Below are 17616 nucleotides of genomic sequence, written 5' to 3'. Positions count from 1 at the left end.
TAGCTCAGATACAAAAAAACCACCTCATTAAGAGGTGGCTTGGTAACTAATTGATAAGATTATTAAAGTCTGGCAGTTATCTCAAAGTCATAGACACTGGACTTATAATAGACAATGGAGTACTCATAAGGCTGAGATTCAGTGCGAAAATTGATCGATTCATTGATCAGTATCGGCTCTAACTTATCTACAGACAGCTGCTTTTGAATGAATAGGCTTGGCAACGCTGGTTTTATCTTTTGTTGTGTTTTCACCATTTCAATATCACGTTGCTTAAGATAAGCAAATTTGGAGCCCGAAAGAGACTGGGCATCTAAATCTGGAAGTAACGCCCATGGTATATAGAAATCTTCGTAAGAAACAACCTGTTGATTTACAACACGCAGTCGACCGCAATGATAGACGAGATCGCCCACTGTTATAGACAGCTTGGAGGCTAATGATTCATCTGCTTCCACCTTCTCAAAGTGAATCACTTGGTTGTGAGCCTCAAGCCCTGCTCCCTGCAACTCTTGAGCAAAGCCCGCCATCCCTAAGAAATCATGCTTAAGTTTTTGATGAGCAACAAAAGTACCTTTACCTTTTTCGGAGGTGGTATAGCCAATATCGGCAAGTTGACCTAACGCCTTTCTGACCGTGACACGACTTACACCTAAACTCTCTACTAACTGACTCTCGGAAGGCAACTTCGAGCCTTGCGGATATAGCCCTTCATCAATCCGCTGTTTTAGCGTATCGGCCACTTGAATATATAAAGGCTGTAGAGATTTTGATTCCATGTCCGGTTAGTAACTCCGCTGATGAAGGTGCGCTTTAACACTAATCTTGCTTTGATATTGAGAATTAGACAAGGTCTTTTGTAGACAGTCAAAGATCTCTGACGCTAATTCGACGCAATTTTGCTCTATTGAGTCTATCTGCAATGGCAAGCAATCTAATATGGCATAATTATCAAACGTCGCAATTCGCATCCGTTCGTTGATTGCGGTAGCAAATAGGTCATGTTCGTTAAGATAGCGCAGCACCCCTTCTAACAATGAATAAGATGCCGTAAATAAACAGTGTGGCAATCGACCAAGTTCATCAACACACGCAGCCATCATGTCGTAACCACTTGAAGGCTGATAATCACGATTGAACACTAAGCTCTGATTCAACGGAATTTGGTTTGTAGCTAACGCATCTACATAACCTTGATAGCGTTCTTTACTTGGTGAAAGTTCTAATTGTCCACCAATAAAAACACACTCTGCCACGTTTTTCGTATGTTCCGTTAATAACAGTCTCGTTGCATCGTAAGCGTCAGTGGTCACCATATTAAAATCTGAAGATTCGAACGAACGGTCAAAGAAAACAAGCGGAAGATCGTCAGGTAATCCGCTATAGAAAGCATCACTGGTGAGACAAGACGCAATCATGATGCCGTCGACTTGACGTGATATTAGATTGTCTACTGCTCGCATTTCTGTTTCAGGGTCATCATCGGTTGAAGCCAGTAATAACTGATAGCCTGATGCTAAGCAGAGACGTTCTAATTCTTTGGCAATAGACGCAAAACCAAGGTTGAGTAGGTCGGGGATCACAAGTCCAAAAGTAGAGCTCTTTTTCGATTTTAGCGCTCGGGCATAAACACTAGGCGAATAGTTATTCTCTTGCACAACATGCAGTACTCTCTCCACGGTTTCTTTCGTGATTCGATGCTTTTCTGCATGCCCATTCAATACAAAACTCACCGTTGATTTCGATACACCAGCGAGTTTTGCTATGTCAGCAAGTTTTAATTTTTTGCTCATTCCTTCCTACTCATCCACTCGGTCAGTTTGATCTTATTTTCCTAAAAGATCGTGTGTGAGATCACAAATTCATTTTCAATCCATTAGACGTCTATTAAAACACATTTTCTTTGCTAAATCGATTTAGTAAACTAAAAACAACTTAGTTAATACAGGATTTTTCTCATGAGCAAAGTGTGGGTAACCGGAGATGCTGTCGTAGATTTAATACCAGATACGGCAACTACCTATTTGAAATGTCCAGGTGGTGCGCCTGCAAACGTAGCTGTGGCTATCGCACGTTTAGGTGGTAAAACTGGATTTTTCGGTCGCGTCGGACAAGACCCGCTAGGTCGCTTTATGAAGCAGACTTTGAGCGACGAAAACGTCAATACCGACTATATGCTGCTTGATGAGCAACAGCGCACTTCTACCGTTATTGTTGACTTAGATGACAGCGGTGAGCGCAGCTTTACCTTTATGGTTAAGCCTAGTGCCGACCAATTTATGCAAAAAAGTGACATTCCTGCTTTCGAAAAAGGCGATTGGCTGCACGTTTGTTCAATCGCCCTTGCCAATGAACCTAGCCGCAGTTCTACGATTGACGCAATGAAACAAATAAAGGCTGCTGGAGGCTTTGTTAGCTTCGACCCCAACCTGCGTGATGAGGTCTGGGGCGATCAAAACTTGATCAAACCTGTTTGCCGAGAAGCTATTGCGCTGGCCGATGTAGTTAAGTTTTCAGATGACGAACTCATGTTCCTCACAGACACCAATACCTTAGAAGCAGGTATTGAAGCACTTGAATCCTTTAGCAATACATTGGTCTTGATTACTCAAGGAGCGAAAGGAGCACTGGTTATTCGTGGTGCACAACAAGAGTTGATTGCTGGCACTCCAGTAAAACCCGTCGATACGACAGGTGCAGGCGATGCCTTTGTTGGTGGTCTGCTAACTCGCCTGTCGAAAACAGAAAGCTGGGTAAATGATGAAACCATTCATGACGCTGTACGATGGGCTAACGGTTGTGGGGCATTGGCAACCACGCAAAAAGGCGCAATGACCGCACTGCCTAATGAAAAAGCACTTTTGGAATACATCAAGTAGCTCCTGACACAACACAAAAACGCCTAACATGATTCATGTTAGGCGTTTTTTTAGTTCTATTGTTTGAAAAGGCAAACTACACCGACACAACACACTGTTCCATCAACGCTTCTGGATTTTTCCATACATAGATAAACTCATCGACGTGGCGCCCACATGGCGATTCGCCACGCTGTTTCATCGCTCTGTTCGCACCTATGGATTCATAGAACTTAATGGCGTTCGAATTATCCGCCAGTACTTCCAAAAACACACCATTGTCCGGATAGTACTTACTTGCCCATTCCATCGCCAACGCAATCAGTTTCTTCGCCACACCTTTGCCTTGCGCACTTGCCCTAACGTGAAGGTTATCAATGATAGTACCGAACTCGACATTGTGATTACCAAACAGGCAGATAAAACCCGCTAATTCGCCTTGGTGCTCGGCAATAATGACATGTTGGCTGAAAGGAGGGTTTAATAGTCGGGTTTGCCAAATCAGTTGCTTGTCTTCAAGAACCGACTCGTCTAAATAGGACTGACGCATGATGCCTTTATAGGCTTTTTGCCAACTTACCGCGTGTAGTTCCGCCACACTTTGGTAGTCAGAATATTCTGCTACTCTAAATTCCATTTTATAGTACCTACTGCTTAAGTTTTTACATATCCTTTCATTACATACTAATTATCTGCAACTAAAATGCAATCCATGCTGCATAAGTAATGGGCAAGTTGCACAAAAAAAGGGAGATCTTTCACGATCTCCCTTTATAAGTAGGATTACTGCCCTACTGGCAGCATATTACGCTAGCAATAGGCTCTTGCGAACTTGCCAGCACAAGTCACGCTGTAGTTACCCGCAGAGGCAGGGATGAACACTGAATGACCGCGTTCAACCGTAATGGTTTCGCCATCTAGATGCGTCAATACGATTGGCTCATCCAATGCAAATAGAATCTCTGGTGTTGTGACGTTGACAAATCGGTCTTGCTGGTCAACGTAGACGCTAAATTTAAAGTCTTCTACCGGAATTGGATAGTGCTCTGCACCATTATCCATTTCTGGTTGAGTTAACAACTCCTCACGCAGCTTAGGTTCAAAAATGGTACAAGAAGCCAGCTCTTCAACATCAATGTGTTTTGGCGTTAGGCCTGCACGAAGTACGTTGTCTGAACTCGCCATAATTTCAAGTCCAGTACCACGACAGTATGCGTGTGGAGTACAAGCGTGAAGGAACATCGCTTCGCCCGGCTCAAGCGTCAATACGTGTAAGAATAATGGCGAGAAAAGACCGATATCACCAGGGTAGAGATCTTTTAGCCATAAGATGAGTTCAAAGGTTTCGTCGCCTTGTTTGGTCTCAGCGAAAGCAAGCAACTTATTCAATGCCGTATCTTTTGCTTGGCCGTCAAGCTTCAGCATACTAACAAACAACGTCTCAAGACCTGTTGCGTCCAGAGATGCTTTATAAGCATTAATAAGAGGCGCTAACTCCTCAATATTAAGCTGTTCGAAGTTGTTTAAGATCTCTTCATAAGAGCGGAAACCATTCATTGCTTGGTAACGTGTCAATGCGTAAACCAACTCTGGTTTATGGTTTGGATCTTTATAATTGCGGTTTGCTGCGTTACGGGCGATACCATCGGCTTCTTCTTTGGCAAACCCTTGTTCTGCTTGAGCTTTGCTGGGGTGAACCTGAATAGACAAAGCGCTCGCTGCAGCAAGGACTTTGAACAGGTAAGGCAGCTCACCAAATTTCTGGCTAATGGCTTCACTCAAAACATCACTTAGGTTATCAGTAACAAACTGATCCAGACGCAAAGTCTTATCTGCGGTGACCACTTCAGAACAGCCGCCTGGGTGTGCACCCATCCAGATCTCAGCTTGTGGTTTGTTATCTGGGTTGGCAATGCCAAACAGAGTGTTAATAGACGTCACGCTACCCCAAGCATAATCTTGGATTACGTTCTGCATAGGTAAGAAATGTTGATGTTTCATTTTTCAGTCCAAGCGATTATTAAATTCTTCTGAGCAGCAATGTATCTTAATCATGGTGTCGAGATTTTGATCACTCTCATTTTGTCAGCACAAATTAGCAGACTTTAGAGTAAAACTGTATAGTTTTTAAGTAAGAGATTGAAAAAAGATATTCAACGCAGAAATGGTATCTTCGGGAAGAAACCAATCCATTAACCCGCTGTAATCAATACATTTTATTTCATTGCTTAAGCGGTTAGAGAGTATTAACCGCTGAAGGGAACAGACAAAAACTGTGATAGACCCAAGATACAATTTGGTTTATCACTCCTAGACAAATTGCCATGAACATTAAAAAAGCCCCCTCGGGCTCGAATCGAGGGGGCTTACATTATCCTACGTAACGTCGTTCTATTTCGCTACTTCTGCGATGATGGCTTCCAGTTTGTCTAAACCTTCTGCCAATACATCTGATTCAATCGTTAGTGGCGGGAGCAAGCGAATAACATTGGCTTTAACGCCACAAGACAACAGAATTAAACCATTTTCTTGTGCTTTGCTAATCACCGCTTTGGTAACATCTTGAAGTGGTTGCCCCGATTGTGGATCGGTAAACTCAATCGCCATCATTGCACCAATGGTGCGAATCTCACCAATCGCAGGCACCGTTTTTTGAAGCTCAACCATACGTGCATTAACCACTTCACCAATACCTTGGGCTTTAGCGCATAGCTGCTCTTCTTCAATTATCTTAAGCACTTCCAAACCGGCAACACAGCCTAATGGAGAACCAGCATAAGTACCGCCTAAACCACCTGGTAACGCAGAATCCATAACTTCCGCTTTACCTACAACAGCAGAGATTGGAAAACCACCAGCAATGCCTTTCGCCATCGTCATCATATCTGGTTCAATATCCAGATACTCCGTTGCGAACATTTTACCGGTGCGGGCAAAGCCTGTTTGGATTTCATCTGCTATTAGCATAATACCGTGCTGGTCACAAAGGCTGCGTAGTGCCTGAGCAAATTCCGCTGGCGCTTGGTAAAAACCACCCTCGCCCTGTACAGGCTCAAAAATGATCGCAGCAACGCGACTAGGTTCAATATCGCAAGCAAACAAATCTTGTAATGCCTGTAAGCTATCTTCTGTGCTGATGCCGTGGAACGCATTTGGATAAGGTGCATGGTAGATTTCGTTCGGGAAAGGACCGAAGCCCGCTTTGTATGGTGCGATTTTTCCAGTCAATCCCATGGTCATATTGGTACGACCGTGAAAACCACCTTTAAAGGCAATGACGCCGCTACGCCCAGTATGAGCACGTGCTACTTTCACCGCGTTTTCAACCGCTTCGGCACCCGTTGTTAGGAAAATAGCTTTCTTTTCCGAGTCGCCCGGAGCAATGTCAGTCAGCTTTTCTGCCAGCTCAACAAAAGATTCATACGGTGTCACCATAGCGCAAGTATGAGAGAAGTTGTCGATCTGGGCTTTTACAGCGTCAGTGATGCGCGAGTTTGAGTGCCCAGTATTTGTCACCGCGATGCCCGCTGCAAAATCAATGTATTTGTTACCATCGACATCCCATACATGAGCGTTGTCAGCCTGCTCGACATAAAGTGGGTACAGCGCGCCCATACCCTGAGCGATAACTTTGCTTCTTCTTTCGTGTAGTTGTTGGTTTTTCATTGTTTAATCCTTTATTCGTTACCGCTAGACGTTTAGTTGCCACCAAAGCACAGGTATTTCACATCCATATATTCGTCGATGCCCTGCTTCGCACCTTCACGTCCAATACCCGACTGCTTCACACCGCCAAACGGCGCTACTTCTGTCGAGATAATACCTTCATTAATGCCGACCATGCCGTATTCCAGTGCTTCTGCTACTTTCCAAACACGGTGGATGTTCTGGCTGTAGAAGTACGACGCCAAACCGTAAATCGTGTCGTTCGCCATTTCGATAAGTTCTTCATCCGTATCAAAACGAATTACCGGAGCCACCGGACCAAATATCTCTTCTTGAACGATATCCATGCTGTGTTTCACGTCTTTGAGGACGACTGGCTGCATAAACAAACCGTCAAGTTGTTTAAGAGGGGTGACAGGCACTGCACCTTGCTCTACCGCACGGTCAATCAGTGCTTGGATGCCCTGTTTTGCACTTTCATTGATAACTGGTCCAATGTTGACACCTTCATCTAAGCCGTTTCCGACTTTTAGCTGCTGTACTGCTGCATCAAATTTCGTTACGAACTCATCGTACACTTTACTATGCACATAGAATCGGTTCGCACAGACGCAAGTTTGACCCGCATTACGGAACTTAGAGGCCATAGCTCCCTGCACGGCTGCATCAATATCAGCATCATCGAAGACGATGAATGGCGCATTACCACCCAGTTCCATTGACGTGCGTTTGATGTCTTTTGCGGCTTGTTGCATTAACACACTGCCCACTTGAGTAGAACCAGTGAAAGACAGCTTGCGAATCAGTGGGTGAGAAGTGAAGATCGCACCGATTTTGCGTGAACTTTCACCTAGAACCACTTGCAGCGCGTCTTTCGGAATGCCCGCTTGGTACGCGAGTTCCACAATTGCAAATGCAGACAGCGGTGTTGAATCCGATGGCTTAACGACGAAACTACAACCGGCAGCCAATGCAGGACCTGCTTTACGTGTGATCATAGCGATAGGGAAGTTCCATGGCGTAATCGCACATGCGACACCAATAGGTTGCTTGATGGTTACTAAGCGCTTGTCTGCCGTTGGTCCAGGAATGGAGTCACCGTAGGTGCGTTTGGCTTCTTCAGCAAACCATTCAATAAAGCTGGCACCATACAGAACCTCACCCGCAGCTTCTGCCAATGGCTTACCCTGTTCAACAGTCATGATGCGAGCAAGGTCGTCTTTGTTCTCAAGAATTAATTGATACCAGCGGTTTAATAATACTGCACGCGACTTAGCCGGCACTTTGGCCCACTCTTTCTGCGCCACATGAGCTCGCTCAATAGCATCCATCAGCTCAGGTTCAGATGAAATAGGAGCATGACCCACAAGTTCGCCTGTTGCTGGGTTTGTCACGGCTACAGCGTTGTCCGCTGCCGTTACCATAAAGGAGAGTAAGCTCTTATTATTTATTTGCTGCATGGTAATTCCTTTTGTTCCTAGTCCTAGCTTTCGCTAGGAATGCTGTGGATAAAAAGCAGATGAATCCTAAGCGGGAATCTGCTGGGTAATGCAGTGAATATTGCCACCGCCTAGTAAAACTTCTCGTGTTGGTATGCCAACAATCTCATAATCGGGAAGCGCTTTTGTCAAAATCTCGATAGCAATATCGTCATATTGGTCATCAAGTAATGGCAAAAAGATATGTCCGTTCACCATCAGAAAGTTAGCATAGGAAGCACTCAGTCGCTCCCCTTCGTGACGATTCATACCATCGCTTGATTCAATTCCATTCGCTTCTTCTTGCGAATAGTAAAGAGGACCCGGAACTGGGATTTTGACAATCTCAATGGCTCGACCTTGTGCATCGGTTTGTGCACTAAGCGCCGCATGCGCTTCACGTGATAACTTAAATTGCGGATCGAAGGGATCATCCGTCCAGCTGAGTACCACTTTTGCTGGAGCGACAACGTGAAGTAAGTTGTCGACATGCCCATCCGTTTCATCATTAAACAAACCGTTTGGAAGCCAGACGACCTTTTCGATACCAAGATACTCGGCTAGTAGCGCTTCTATCTGTTGTTTACTTAGTTCTGGGTTACGTCCCGGACTCAATAAGCATTCTTCAGTTGTGTATAACGTGCCTTCGCCATCTGTATGAATCGCGCCACCCTCCAGAACAAATGGAGCGCGATAATGATCGATTCCCAACACATCACAGACGGATGCGGCAACTTTATCGTCATCACTCCAGTCTTCGTAAAGGCCGTTAAACTCGCCTCCCCAAGCATTGAACTTCCAACTGACGCCGCGTCTCTCTCCCGATGAATTCACTACAACAGTAGGACCGATATCGCGCATCCAAGAATCGTTGAATGCCATTTCAACCAGTTTGACGGACGAGTGCAGCATGCTTCTTGCGGTTTCATATTGCGAAGAGCTTACTGCAACAGAAACACACACTACGTCCGCAATCGCATTCGCCACGTTGGCAAAGGTTTGTTGCGCAGGTTTTGCACTAGCGCGCCAATTATCACGACGCTCAGGCCATGCCAACCAGACCTCTCTTACTGGTTCATATTCAGCAGGAAAATAGAAACCGTCTTGCTTTGGGGTCGTATCGAGTTTCATCGTCCACCTCGTTACTTAGCTAAGCTCATTATGTCTTGATATAAGTCCGGACGACGGTCACGGAACAATCCCCACGCGTGACGCGCTTGCGCAGTAGCCTGTAGGTCAATTTCCGCGTAGATGATAGTTTCACCTTCTCTTGGAGCTTCTGCCAGCTTACCGCCAGTATGATCAGTGATGAATGATGAACCATAGAAGGTAGTTTCAATGCCATCATCCACTTCTACCCCTACACGGTTAGACGCGATAACAGGTACAAGGTTGGCAGCCGAGTGGCCTTGCATAGTACGCTGCCAATGGTCACGTGAATCCAGAGATAGGTCTTGTGGCTCTGAACCAATTGCTGTTGGGTAGAAAATAGCTTCTGCACCGTTAAGCACTAAGCAACGTGCCAGCTCAGGGAACCATTGATCCCAACAAATACCTGCACCGAAAGTACCGAACTTGGTTTTCCATACTTTAAATCCTGTATCACCAGGGCTGAAATAGTATTTCTCGCTATAGCCAGGACCATCTGGAATATGGGATTTGCGGTAGTTTTCTAGTACCGTACCATCTGCATCGATCATCACTAAAGAGTTGAAAAAGGTGTTTCCCGCTTTCTCAAAATAGCTCACAGGTATAACCACATTCAGTTCTTTAGCTAGCGCGCTAAGCTCTTTGATCAGACGAGAATTATCCGTTTCTTCAGCAAGTTCAAAATACTTGGCTTCTTGCTTCTTACAAAAGTAAGGCGCTGCCATGAGCTCTTGAGGTAGTACAACATTCGCACCATTTGCCGCAGCTTCGCGAATCGCACCTTTGATTTTTTCTAGATTCGCTTCTAAATCCCAAGTTTTGGTTAACTGCATCGCAGCAAATTTAACTACTCTACTCATCGGATCTTCCTTTATCTATTCTTTGTTTGAGGCTGACTGAGTGCCTGTCATAGCAGGCACTTCTTGTTATTTTCTGAATTAGATTGCTAGTTTGTCGCGTAAGTTGTAATAAGCTGCCCCCATCGCTGTCATCGGGATAGCAAAATGACGACCGCCAGGGAACGCGATGTGGGTTAAATCAGCGAACGCGTCAAAACGTTCTGCGTGTCCGGTTAGTGCTTCAGCCAACAGTTTGCCAGCAAGGTGAGTACAAGTAACACCGTGACCACTGTAGCCCTGTAGGTAATAAATGTTGTCTGCAAAAGCACCAAATTGCGGCATGCGGGAATAAGTCAGTAGGAAGTTACCCGTCCACTTATAATCAATACCGATACCTTTTAATTGTGGGAAGATCTTCTCCATCTTAGGACGAATGATGCCTTCGATATTTTCTGGGTCACGAGCACCGTAAACTACACCGCCACCGAATAGTAAGCGCTTGTCTGCGCTAAGACGGAAGTAGTCCAATAGATAGTTGCAGTCTTCAACACAGTAATCTGATGGCAAGATCTCTTTAAGTTGCGCCTCGGAAAGGGGCTCAGTGGCTATGACCTGTGTACCACACGGGATCGCTTTATTGCTGATGTTTGGAGCAAGCCCACCTAGATAAGCATTACCCGCAAGAACGATGTATTTCGCTTTTACGCTGCCTTTTTCTGTATGAGCAACAGGATTGGCGCCTTTTTCCAGACGGGTCACACCGGACTGTTCGAAAATTTGTCCGCCAAGTGCCGTTACAGCTGCTGCTTCGCCCAACGCCAGTTTGAGTGGGTGAATATGGCCACCACGCATATCCAGTAGAGCGCCTTTATAAGCTGTGGTACCTACTGCGGCTTCCACTTCGCTCGCATCCATCATACGAAGCTGATCGTTACCATAACGTTCCCAGTGCTTTTTGTGCTCTTCTAGACCTTTTAATTGCTTATTATTCAGAGCAGTAAACATTCCCCCCTGCTTGAAATCACAATCAATGTTATGTTTGTCGATAAGGCCGCGAATGATATCACCACCTTCAAAAATCATGTCACACAGTGCCTTAGCTTGCTTTTCACCATAGCGACTTTCAATAACGTCTACGTCGCGGCTATAACTGTTAACAATCTGGCCGCCATTACGACCTGTCGCGCCGAACCCTACTTTCGCATTCTCCAGCACTACAACCTTAAAGCCTTTTTCTGCTAAATGAAGAGCTGAGGAAAGGCCCGAGAAACCCGCGCCTACGACACACACATCACACTCAATATTGTCTTGCAGTTGTGGGTACTCACTTACATTCTGGATTGAGTGAGCATAATATGAATCAGTATGTTTGTTCATGGTTATATTCCTTTCGATTACAGCTTCAGGCTTAAGGTTGGAGACGAATCCATGTCGTCTTGGTTTCAGTGAATTTTTCGATGGCATGAATCGACTTGTCACGTCCATTACCACTCATTTTGAATCCACCAAATGGGACGGTCATATCGCCCTCGTTGTAGTTGTTCACCCACACAGAGCCAGCTTCTAACTGCTTTGCGACTCGATGTACGCGATTAATATTGTCACTCCAAAGTGCAGCGCCTAAGCCATATTTGGAGTCATTAGCAATAGCGATAGCTTCTTGCTCTGTTTTAAATGGAATGACGCATAACACTGGGCCAAAGATCTCTTCTTGAGCCACACGCATACTGTTGTCCACATTATCGAGAATCACTGGTTCAACAAAGGCGCCTTTACCGCCTGCGTCACCACCACAGCGCAGCGTAGCCCCTGCGTCTAGACCTAACTTAACGTAATCGAGCACTTTTTCTTTGTGTTCACGGTCAATAAGCGCCCCCATAGAAGACGTGGGATCCATTGGATCTTTAGGTATGAAACCCTGAGCTGCGCTAATCACTTTATCGATAAATACATCTTTAATGCTTTCGTGAACCAAAAGGCGTGTTGCTGCTACGCATACTTCACCTTGGTTATAGAAACAACCTGCGGCTGTTTCTGCAGCTGCGCGGTCAAGATCGGCATAATCATCAAAGACTATATTTGCGTTCTTACCACCAGCCTCAGCCCAGACACGTTTTAGGTTAGTTTCACCGGAGGCAATCATAAGATGACCAGCCACACGAGTTGAGCCTGTAAAAGCGATACAATCTACATCTTCGTGACGTGCCAACGCTTCTCCCGCTTCATGGCCATAACCAGTAATAACTTGAAATGCACCCGCTGGAATACCTGCTTGATTCGCCAGTTTGCCTAAGAAGATTGCCGTTAATGAAGACTTTTCTGATGGTTTTAGGATGACACTGTTGCCCGCAGCCAAGGCTGGACCTAACTTCCAACAACCAATCCATAGCGGGAAGTTCCACGGAACAACAGCAGCGACAACACCGATCGCTTGATGAGAGATAAAGGCGTGAACATCTTTTTCTGTAGGTGCAACTTCACCATAAACTTTGTCGATGGCTTCCGCATACCAGCGAATAGATTTCGCTGCGCCGGGAATATCCGTCGACACACTGTGTGCAATCGGCTTACCAGTATCAAGTGTTTCTAATAGCGCTAATTCTTCAACATTTTCATCAATAAGAGCAGCAAACTTCAACAGTACGTCTTTACGCGCCGCTGGAGCAATTTGACTCCATTCACCTTGTTTAAATGCTTGTCTTGCGTAATCTACAGCACAATCAACATCGGCAGTTTGGCAACGTGCAATATTAGCAATGATTTCATCGGTAGCTGGGTTTACGACCTCTAGCGTCTTGCCATCTGCTGCTGCGGTATACTCACCATTTAGAAACGCTCTTTGCTCGATATTTAGAGCATTTCGTTGTTCAATCCATTGTTGCTGCGTTTTCATACGCTCTCCTTGGTTACCTCAAGGCGCTAGAATGCTTTTGGCGTGTGTGCACTTATCATTCTGCAAGCCTTATCGGAGTGATTAGTAAATTTATGTGGAATCGTTGTATCAATAACGTAAGACTCCCCTGCCTTTATTAGGTAGGTCTCCCCGTTATATTCAAGTTCAACTTCACCACTTAATACGGTGCCGACTTCTTCACCTTCATGCTTGATATTGGATGCGCCCGTTGTACTGTTAGGCCCATATTCTTCAATAAGAAAGCCTATTTCTTGTTTATTGCTGCCATTGTTAACCAACTTCATTGAGACATTTTCACTGCCAATTTCAATGAGGTCTTCTGGTTTAACCACGACCTTAATCTCTTTATTTTCTTGTTGCTCAAGAGTAAAAAACTCTGAAAGAGACAACGAAAAAACGTTCACTATTTTTTGCAGAGAACTCACCGAAGGACTCACTTTGGCATTCTCGATTGAAGAAATAGCGCTGTGGGTGATGCCCGCTTTTTCTGCCAGTTCTCGTTGTGAAAGTCCTCGCTCTTTTCTTAGTTGAGCGATATTTTTACCAATCTGGTGGTTATCCATGCATTCAGCCTCTAAATTACTGTGAAGCTGACATAATAAATTCTTTAAATAAAATTTGTGAGAAATGATTGTGTTTTGCTTGCCATTCTGGGTGCCACTGCACGCCAACAAAATATTTTTGACCAGGCAGACTAAAAGCTTCTACAAGTCCATCAGGTGCTTTAGCTTCTACTTTTAAGGTTGTAGCCAGCTTATCAACCCCCTGATTATGAAGCGTATTTACTTCAAACTTCTCCGTTTGATTCCACTCTGCTTTCACTAACCATTGCTGAAAGACGCCGTCATTTTCAACATAAACAGGATGAGCGGGCGCATACTTCTCATTGAAATCTTTTGATTCGCTTTCACGATGGTCATCGAACCCCGCTTCGTGAACTGCAGGGTTTAGGCTTCCCCCTAACGCCACGTTCATCTCTTGGAAACCACGACAAATACCAAGGCACGGAATGTTCATATCTATAGCACGACGTATAAGCTGAATAGCTAATTCATCTCGTGCTTCATCTTTCTTTAATTCTTCATGTGAACCGTTGTATCGATGAGGCGCCACATTGGAATGACTGCCAGGGAATAACAGTCCATCACAAACCGCCAACACTCTATCTAACTCACTGTCTTCTATTACAGATGGAAGAATGATTGGTGTGCCACCGAAGTCTTTCACTGCTTGAAGGTAGAACTCATTCAATGCCTGTATCTGATATCCAGCGAGCTCTTTCTTACAGCTTACGAGTCCTATTATCGGTTTTCTTATCTCAGACATTGTCACACTCACGTTCGATTTATTTAACAAAAACCGTACAACCCATGTACAAAATTATCAACACAAGTGTTCAAAATAGGTTCCAAATCGTGACTTCGATCTCTGTTTTGTTCAAAAAAAACACTAATTTCGCTCGATATATTGAGCAAAAGGCGATCAGCTGTTACAAATTAGTTAACGTTTAACAAGGTCGAAATAATCACCAAATTAAACAAATCACAATAAAAACAATTACATAAGTTTATAGAACAGCCAAAAACCCCATTTAAGACATGGCTTTTGTGTTCTTTTTGTTAAACACTAAGCTAATTTTTCATCAAAGAGTGGGGCCACTAGGAGTAGTAAAGATGGATACCTATTTACAGGAAGTTAAAAATTTTCGACAAAGTTGGCCAGAAATTAAGTACGTTGACCTCATTTTCACGGACGTCAACGCAACACCACGCGGTAAACGCATACCAGTAGATTCCTTAGACAAGTTAGTGAAAGGTGTTGCTCTTCCTCTTTCTACTATTACGCTCGATACCAAAGGTGCTGTTGTTGAATCAGCAGGATTAGGTGAAGATCTTGGCGAACCTGATAACCTTTGCTTTCCTGTCGCTGGCACTTTGCTACCAACTGCAAAGGAAGGTACCGGACAACTGCTACTCAGCATGATGGAAGATGACGGAAAAACCCCTCACCGTTTGTTTATCCGCAACATCATCGACCGTATGTTGAATACTTTGCATTCAAAAGGCATGTTTCCAGTTGTTGCTTTAGAGCTCGAGTTTTACCTCATTGATAAGGAACGCGGTGAAAATGGTGAACTGCAAACCGCTATTAATCCGACGAAGAACCGACGAGAAAGAGATACCGAAGTTTATGATGTCGATGGGCTTGATGATTATGCTGACTTCCTAGCTGAGCTTAACGCTGCAGCTGCTGATCAAGGTTTAAATACGGCTGGTGCGCTATCAGAATCTGCACCGGGTCAGTTTGAAATTAACTTTAATCACTCGCAAGACGTACTTCGCGTATGTGACGAAATCATTTTCTCTAAGCGTCTTATTAAACAAATCGCCCACAAACACGGTTTTGATGCCACATTCATGGCAAAACCTTTCCTTGAAGAAGCAGGAAATGGACAACACATGCACATCAGCCTTATCGATGAGCAAGGCGATAACCTGTTTACCAATAAAGACGATGACTCTGCAAGCCCACTGTTCTACCAAACTATGGCTGCAATGTTATCGCAGATTTCGGATGCGATGGCCCTCCTATGTCCTAACGTGAACTCTTACCGCCGTTTTGTGCCTGGTGCTTACGTACCAACAAAAGCGGATTGGGGTGAGAACCACCGAGGCGTAGCCCTTCGTGTTCCAATTAGCGATGGTAAAAACCGTCGTATTGAACATCGCATCGCAGGTGCGGATGTCAATCCATACATTCTCGCTGCAGTAGTACTCTCAGCCGTATTAGCGAGTGATAACTATACCCAAGAACAATGTCCACCAGCTCTTAGTGAAAACGCCGTAGACCTACCAACGCGTATGTCTGATGCACTGACACAGCTTGAAGCCAGTGAATTAGGTGCCTTTTTCTCTCAAGACTTTATTGATATGTATCTCGCTTGCAAACGAAGTGAACTGGCCGAATTCGAACGCATTATTACACCGTTAGAAATTGATTGGATGCTTCACTCTGCATAACGAAAGGAATGAGTTTTATGACTACGCAGACAAAGGCGCTGGAGGCGCCGCTCAAAATAAGCAGTAAACATTTGGCGGTTAGCCTTACAATAGTCTTCCTGTTTATAACCTTTACCTCGATTGGACTCAATCATGTCGAAGGCGAAAGCTACGGCTGGTTGGCACTGTTACCGACATCGTTAGTACTTGTCTTTGCATTAACCACACACCGTACCGTTGAAGCACTATTCAGTGGCACCATTGCCGGTGTTCTACTGCTTGACCCTACTCAAGCAGTAGAACAGATCGTTGGCATTTCGATGGATGTGATGATGAATGAAACCATCGCATGGATCATTCTCGTCTGCGGTCTAATGGGTGGCCTGATTGCGATTCTAGAAAAAGGTGGCAGTATCCTTAGCTTCAGTGACATGCTGGTGAACAAAGTTAAGAGCCGCAATCAATCGCTATTGATGACATTTTTTCTAGGTATTCTGATTTTCATTGATGACTACTTGAACGCCATTGCGATTTCGTCATCAATGAAGAAAATTACTGATGGCTATCAGGTTTCACGCGAGAAGCTCGCTTATCTTGTTGACTCAACGGCAGCACCTATCTGTATTCTGGTCCCAATTTCTACTTGGGCTATCTTCTTCAGTTCTCTATTGGAAGCCAATGAAGTTGCTGAACCAGGACAAGGTATTGCTGCGTACATTCAAGCCATTCCGTATATGGCTTATGGCTGGGTAACGTTGGCGATTGTTTTCTTCGTAGCTATTGGCAAAATGCCAGACCTAGGCGCAATGAAAAAAGCAGAAGAGCGCGCTCGCAACGGTCAAGTTAAACCAGATGGCGCAACAGATATCGACTTTGGTGCTGACATCAAAGCACACTCAAACCCGACTATGGGACTAATTAACTTCCTATTGCCAATGGTTGTTCTGGTCGGAGCCTCTTGGTACTTCGGTATTGACCTATTAGCAGGTGTGTTTGTTGCCATTATCTTTACTATCTGTTTCTACGGCATTCAAAAACTAGTCACCATGAATGAACTGTTCGATGCAGTGTACGATGGCATTAAGGTCATGTTACTGCCTCTAGCTACAGTGATTGGCGGCTTTATGCTTAAGAGTGTTAACGACTCATTGGGGCTAACACAGTACGTAATTGAGACTGTAAGCCCATACTTGTCAGCACAGTACTTCCCAGCCCTGATCTTCCTAGTAACAGGCGGCCTTGTCTTTGCATCAGCATCATCCTGGGGGACCTTTGCGGTCGCAATGCCAATTATTCTTCCTCTCGCGGAGCAAATTGGTGTTCCACTGCACTTAACCATCGCCGCTATGCTGTCAGCATCAGCAGCAGGTAGTCATTCATGTTTCTTCAGTGACTCCACGGTGCTATCGGCTCAAGGATCTGGATGTACATCAATGCAACATGCCGTAACGCAGTTCCCATATGCGTTGATTGGTATTGTCGCGACCACCCTATTCTTCATAGTCGTTGCATAACAGCGATCTAAGAATGCCAAAGGGATACCTACTCAGCGGGTATCCCTTTTCTTGTTCCGTTCTCTAGCTTTTTGATTTCGAAAAAATAGCACCTGTTCTCACTTTCCTACAAATATGTGTCTTACACTCTTGAAGCATTTAAACATAATAGCTTTACATTTTGTAAGTTATTGTAAAGAGTATCATTCTTATTTAATTG

The 17616-nt window shown here is 44.6% G+C and carries 15 protein-coding genes; 3 read left to right on the top strand and 12 right to left on the bottom strand.

Annotated elements, in window-relative coordinates; genetic code table 11:
* Nucleotides 1-62 precede the first annotated feature (62 nt).
* Nucleotides 63-779, bottom strand: a complete 717-nt coding sequence (locus L2W36_RS03655) for a GntR family transcriptional regulator (RefSeq protein ID WP_096442154.1) — start codon at nt 777-779, stop codon at nt 63-65.
* Nucleotides 780-785: 6 nt separating this feature from the next.
* Nucleotides 786-1793 (bottom strand): LacI family DNA-binding transcriptional regulator, encoded by a 1008-nt coding sequence (locus L2W36_RS03650; RefSeq protein ID WP_236109354.1) that lies wholly within the window; start codon nt 1791-1793, stop codon nt 786-788.
* Between the two features lie 165 nt (nt 1794-1958).
* Between L2W36_RS03650 and L2W36_RS03645 the strand changes: the two genes are divergently transcribed.
* The gene (locus L2W36_RS03645; protein WP_236109353.1) at nt 1959-2879 is read left to right on the top strand and encodes an aminoimidazole riboside kinase; all 921 of its coding nucleotides are present in this window, start codon (nt 1959-1961) and stop codon (nt 2877-2879) included.
* Nucleotides 2880-2955: 76 nt separating this feature from the next.
* On the opposite strand, the gene L2W36_RS03640 is transcribed toward L2W36_RS03645, so the two are convergent.
* From L2W36_RS03640 to L2W36_RS03595, 10 genes are all read right to left on the bottom strand, one after another.
* Entirely contained in the window at nt 2956-3495 is a 540-nt protein-coding gene (locus tag L2W36_RS03640; RefSeq protein WP_006070399.1) for a GNAT family N-acetyltransferase, read from the bottom strand.
* Nucleotides 3496-3668: 173 nt separating this feature from the next.
* Nucleotides 3669-4859 (bottom strand): mannose-6-phosphate isomerase, class I, encoded by a 1191-nt coding sequence (gene manA / locus L2W36_RS03635; protein WP_236109352.1) that lies wholly within the window; start codon nt 4857-4859, stop codon nt 3669-3671.
* 390 nt (nt 4860-5249) lie between these two features.
* On the bottom strand, nt 5250-6524 hold the full coding sequence (gabT, locus tag L2W36_RS03630) for a 4-aminobutyrate--2-oxoglutarate transaminase (protein WP_236109351.1): 1275 nt from the start codon (nt 6522-6524) through the stop codon (nt 5250-5252).
* Nucleotides 6525-6556: 32 nt separating this feature from the next.
* The gene (locus L2W36_RS03625; RefSeq protein ID WP_006070396.1) at nt 6557-7984 is read right to left on the bottom strand and encodes an NAD-dependent succinate-semialdehyde dehydrogenase; all 1428 of its coding nucleotides are present in this window, start codon (nt 7982-7984) and stop codon (nt 6557-6559) included.
* A gap of 66 nt (nt 7985-8050) precedes the next feature.
* Nucleotides 8051-9133, bottom strand: coding sequence for an agmatine deiminase (aguA, locus tag L2W36_RS03620; RefSeq protein ID WP_006070395.1), 1083 nt, complete (start codon nt 9131-9133; stop codon nt 8051-8053).
* An 11-nt stretch (nt 9134-9144) separates the two neighbouring features.
* On the bottom strand, nt 9145-10011 hold the full coding sequence (aguB, locus tag L2W36_RS03615; RefSeq protein ID WP_031493990.1) for an N-carbamoylputrescine amidase: 867 nt from the start codon (nt 10009-10011) through the stop codon (nt 9145-9147).
* Nucleotides 10012-10089: 78 nt separating this feature from the next.
* Nucleotides 10090-11367: an NAD(P)/FAD-dependent oxidoreductase gene (locus L2W36_RS03610; RefSeq protein ID WP_236109350.1), complete on the bottom strand. Its 1278-nt coding sequence runs from the start codon at nt 11365-11367 to the stop codon at nt 10090-10092.
* 31 nt (nt 11368-11398) lie between these two features.
* Nucleotides 11399-12883 (bottom strand): aldehyde dehydrogenase, encoded by a 1485-nt coding sequence (locus L2W36_RS03605; protein WP_236109349.1) that lies wholly within the window; start codon nt 12881-12883, stop codon nt 11399-11401.
* Between the two features lie 26 nt (nt 12884-12909).
* Nucleotides 12910-13467, bottom strand: coding sequence for an HTH-type transcriptional regulator PuuR (puuR, locus tag L2W36_RS03600; protein ID WP_006070391.1), 558 nt, complete (start codon nt 13465-13467; stop codon nt 12910-12912).
* 16 nt (nt 13468-13483) lie between these two features.
* Nucleotides 13484-14230 (bottom strand): gamma-glutamyl-gamma-aminobutyrate hydrolase family protein, encoded by a 747-nt coding sequence (locus L2W36_RS03595; protein WP_038222015.1) that lies wholly within the window; start codon nt 14228-14230, stop codon nt 13484-13486.
* 347 nt (nt 14231-14577) lie between these two features.
* Between L2W36_RS03595 and L2W36_RS03590 the strand changes: the two genes are divergently transcribed.
* Both L2W36_RS03590 and L2W36_RS03585 read left to right on the top strand, forming a co-directional pair.
* A complete protein-coding gene (locus L2W36_RS03590; protein WP_006070389.1) occupies nt 14578-15924 on the top strand; it encodes a glutamine synthetase family protein in 1347 nt (448 codons plus the stop codon).
* Nucleotides 15925-15941: 17 nt separating this feature from the next.
* A complete protein-coding gene (locus L2W36_RS03585; RefSeq protein WP_006070388.1) occupies nt 15942-17417 on the top strand; it encodes a Na+/H+ antiporter NhaC family protein in 1476 nt (491 codons plus the stop codon).
* Nucleotides 17418-17616 lie beyond the last annotated feature (199 nt).

The sequence above is a fragment of the Vibrio sp. McD22-P3 genome, from assembly GCF_021568915.1.
Taxonomy (GTDB): domain Bacteria; phylum Pseudomonadota; class Gammaproteobacteria; order Enterobacterales; family Vibrionaceae; genus Vibrio; species Vibrio mediterranei.
This window is presented reverse-complemented; position numbering and strand designations above follow the sequence as displayed.

Bases quoted from the DNA above. Each gene is read 5' to 3' on its own strand.
- L2W36_RS03655 (WP_096442154.1), bottom strand. From the start codon at position 779: ATGGAATCAAAATCTCTACAGCCTTTATATATTCAAGTGGCCGATACG.
- L2W36_RS03650 (WP_236109354.1), bottom strand. From the start codon at position 1,793: ATGAGCAAAAAATTAAAACTTGCTGACATAGCAAAACTCGCTGGTGTA.
- L2W36_RS03645 (WP_236109353.1), top strand. From the start codon at position 1,959: ATGAGCAAAGTGTGGGTAACCGGAGATGCTGTCGTAGATTTAATACCA.
- L2W36_RS03640 (WP_006070399.1), bottom strand. From the start codon at position 3,495: ATGGAATTTAGAGTAGCAGAATATTCTGACTACCAAAGTGTGGCGGAA.
- manA (WP_236109352.1), bottom strand. From the start codon at position 4,859: ATGAAACATCAACATTTCTTACCTATGCAGAACGTAATCCAAGATTAT.
- gabT (WP_236109351.1), bottom strand. From the start codon at position 6,524: ATGAAAAACCAACAACTACACGAAAGAAGAAGCAAAGTTATCGCTCAG.
- L2W36_RS03625 (WP_006070396.1), bottom strand. From the start codon at position 7,984: ATGCAGCAAATAAATAATAAGAGCTTACTCTCCTTTATGGTAACGGCA.
- aguA (WP_006070395.1), bottom strand. From the start codon at position 9,133: ATGAAACTCGATACGACCCCAAAGCAAGACGGTTTCTATTTTCCTGCT.
- aguB (WP_031493990.1), bottom strand. From the start codon at position 10,011: ATGAGTAGAGTAGTTAAATTTGCTGCGATGCAGTTAACCAAAACTTGG.
- L2W36_RS03610 (WP_236109350.1), bottom strand. From the start codon at position 11,367: ATGAACAAACATACTGATTCATATTATGCTCACTCAATCCAGAATGTA.
- L2W36_RS03605 (WP_236109349.1), bottom strand. From the start codon at position 12,883: ATGAAAACGCAGCAACAATGGATTGAACAACGAAATGCTCTAAATATC.
- puuR (WP_006070391.1), bottom strand. From the start codon at position 13,467: ATGGATAACCACCAGATTGGTAAAAATATCGCTCAACTAAGAAAAGAG.
- L2W36_RS03595 (WP_038222015.1), bottom strand. From the start codon at position 14,230: ATGTCTGAGATAAGAAAACCGATAATAGGACTCGTAAGCTGTAAGAAA.
- L2W36_RS03590 (WP_006070389.1), top strand. From the start codon at position 14,578: ATGGATACCTATTTACAGGAAGTTAAAAATTTTCGACAAAGTTGGCCA.
- L2W36_RS03585 (WP_006070388.1), top strand. From the start codon at position 15,942: ATGACTACGCAGACAAAGGCGCTGGAGGCGCCGCTCAAAATAAGCAGT.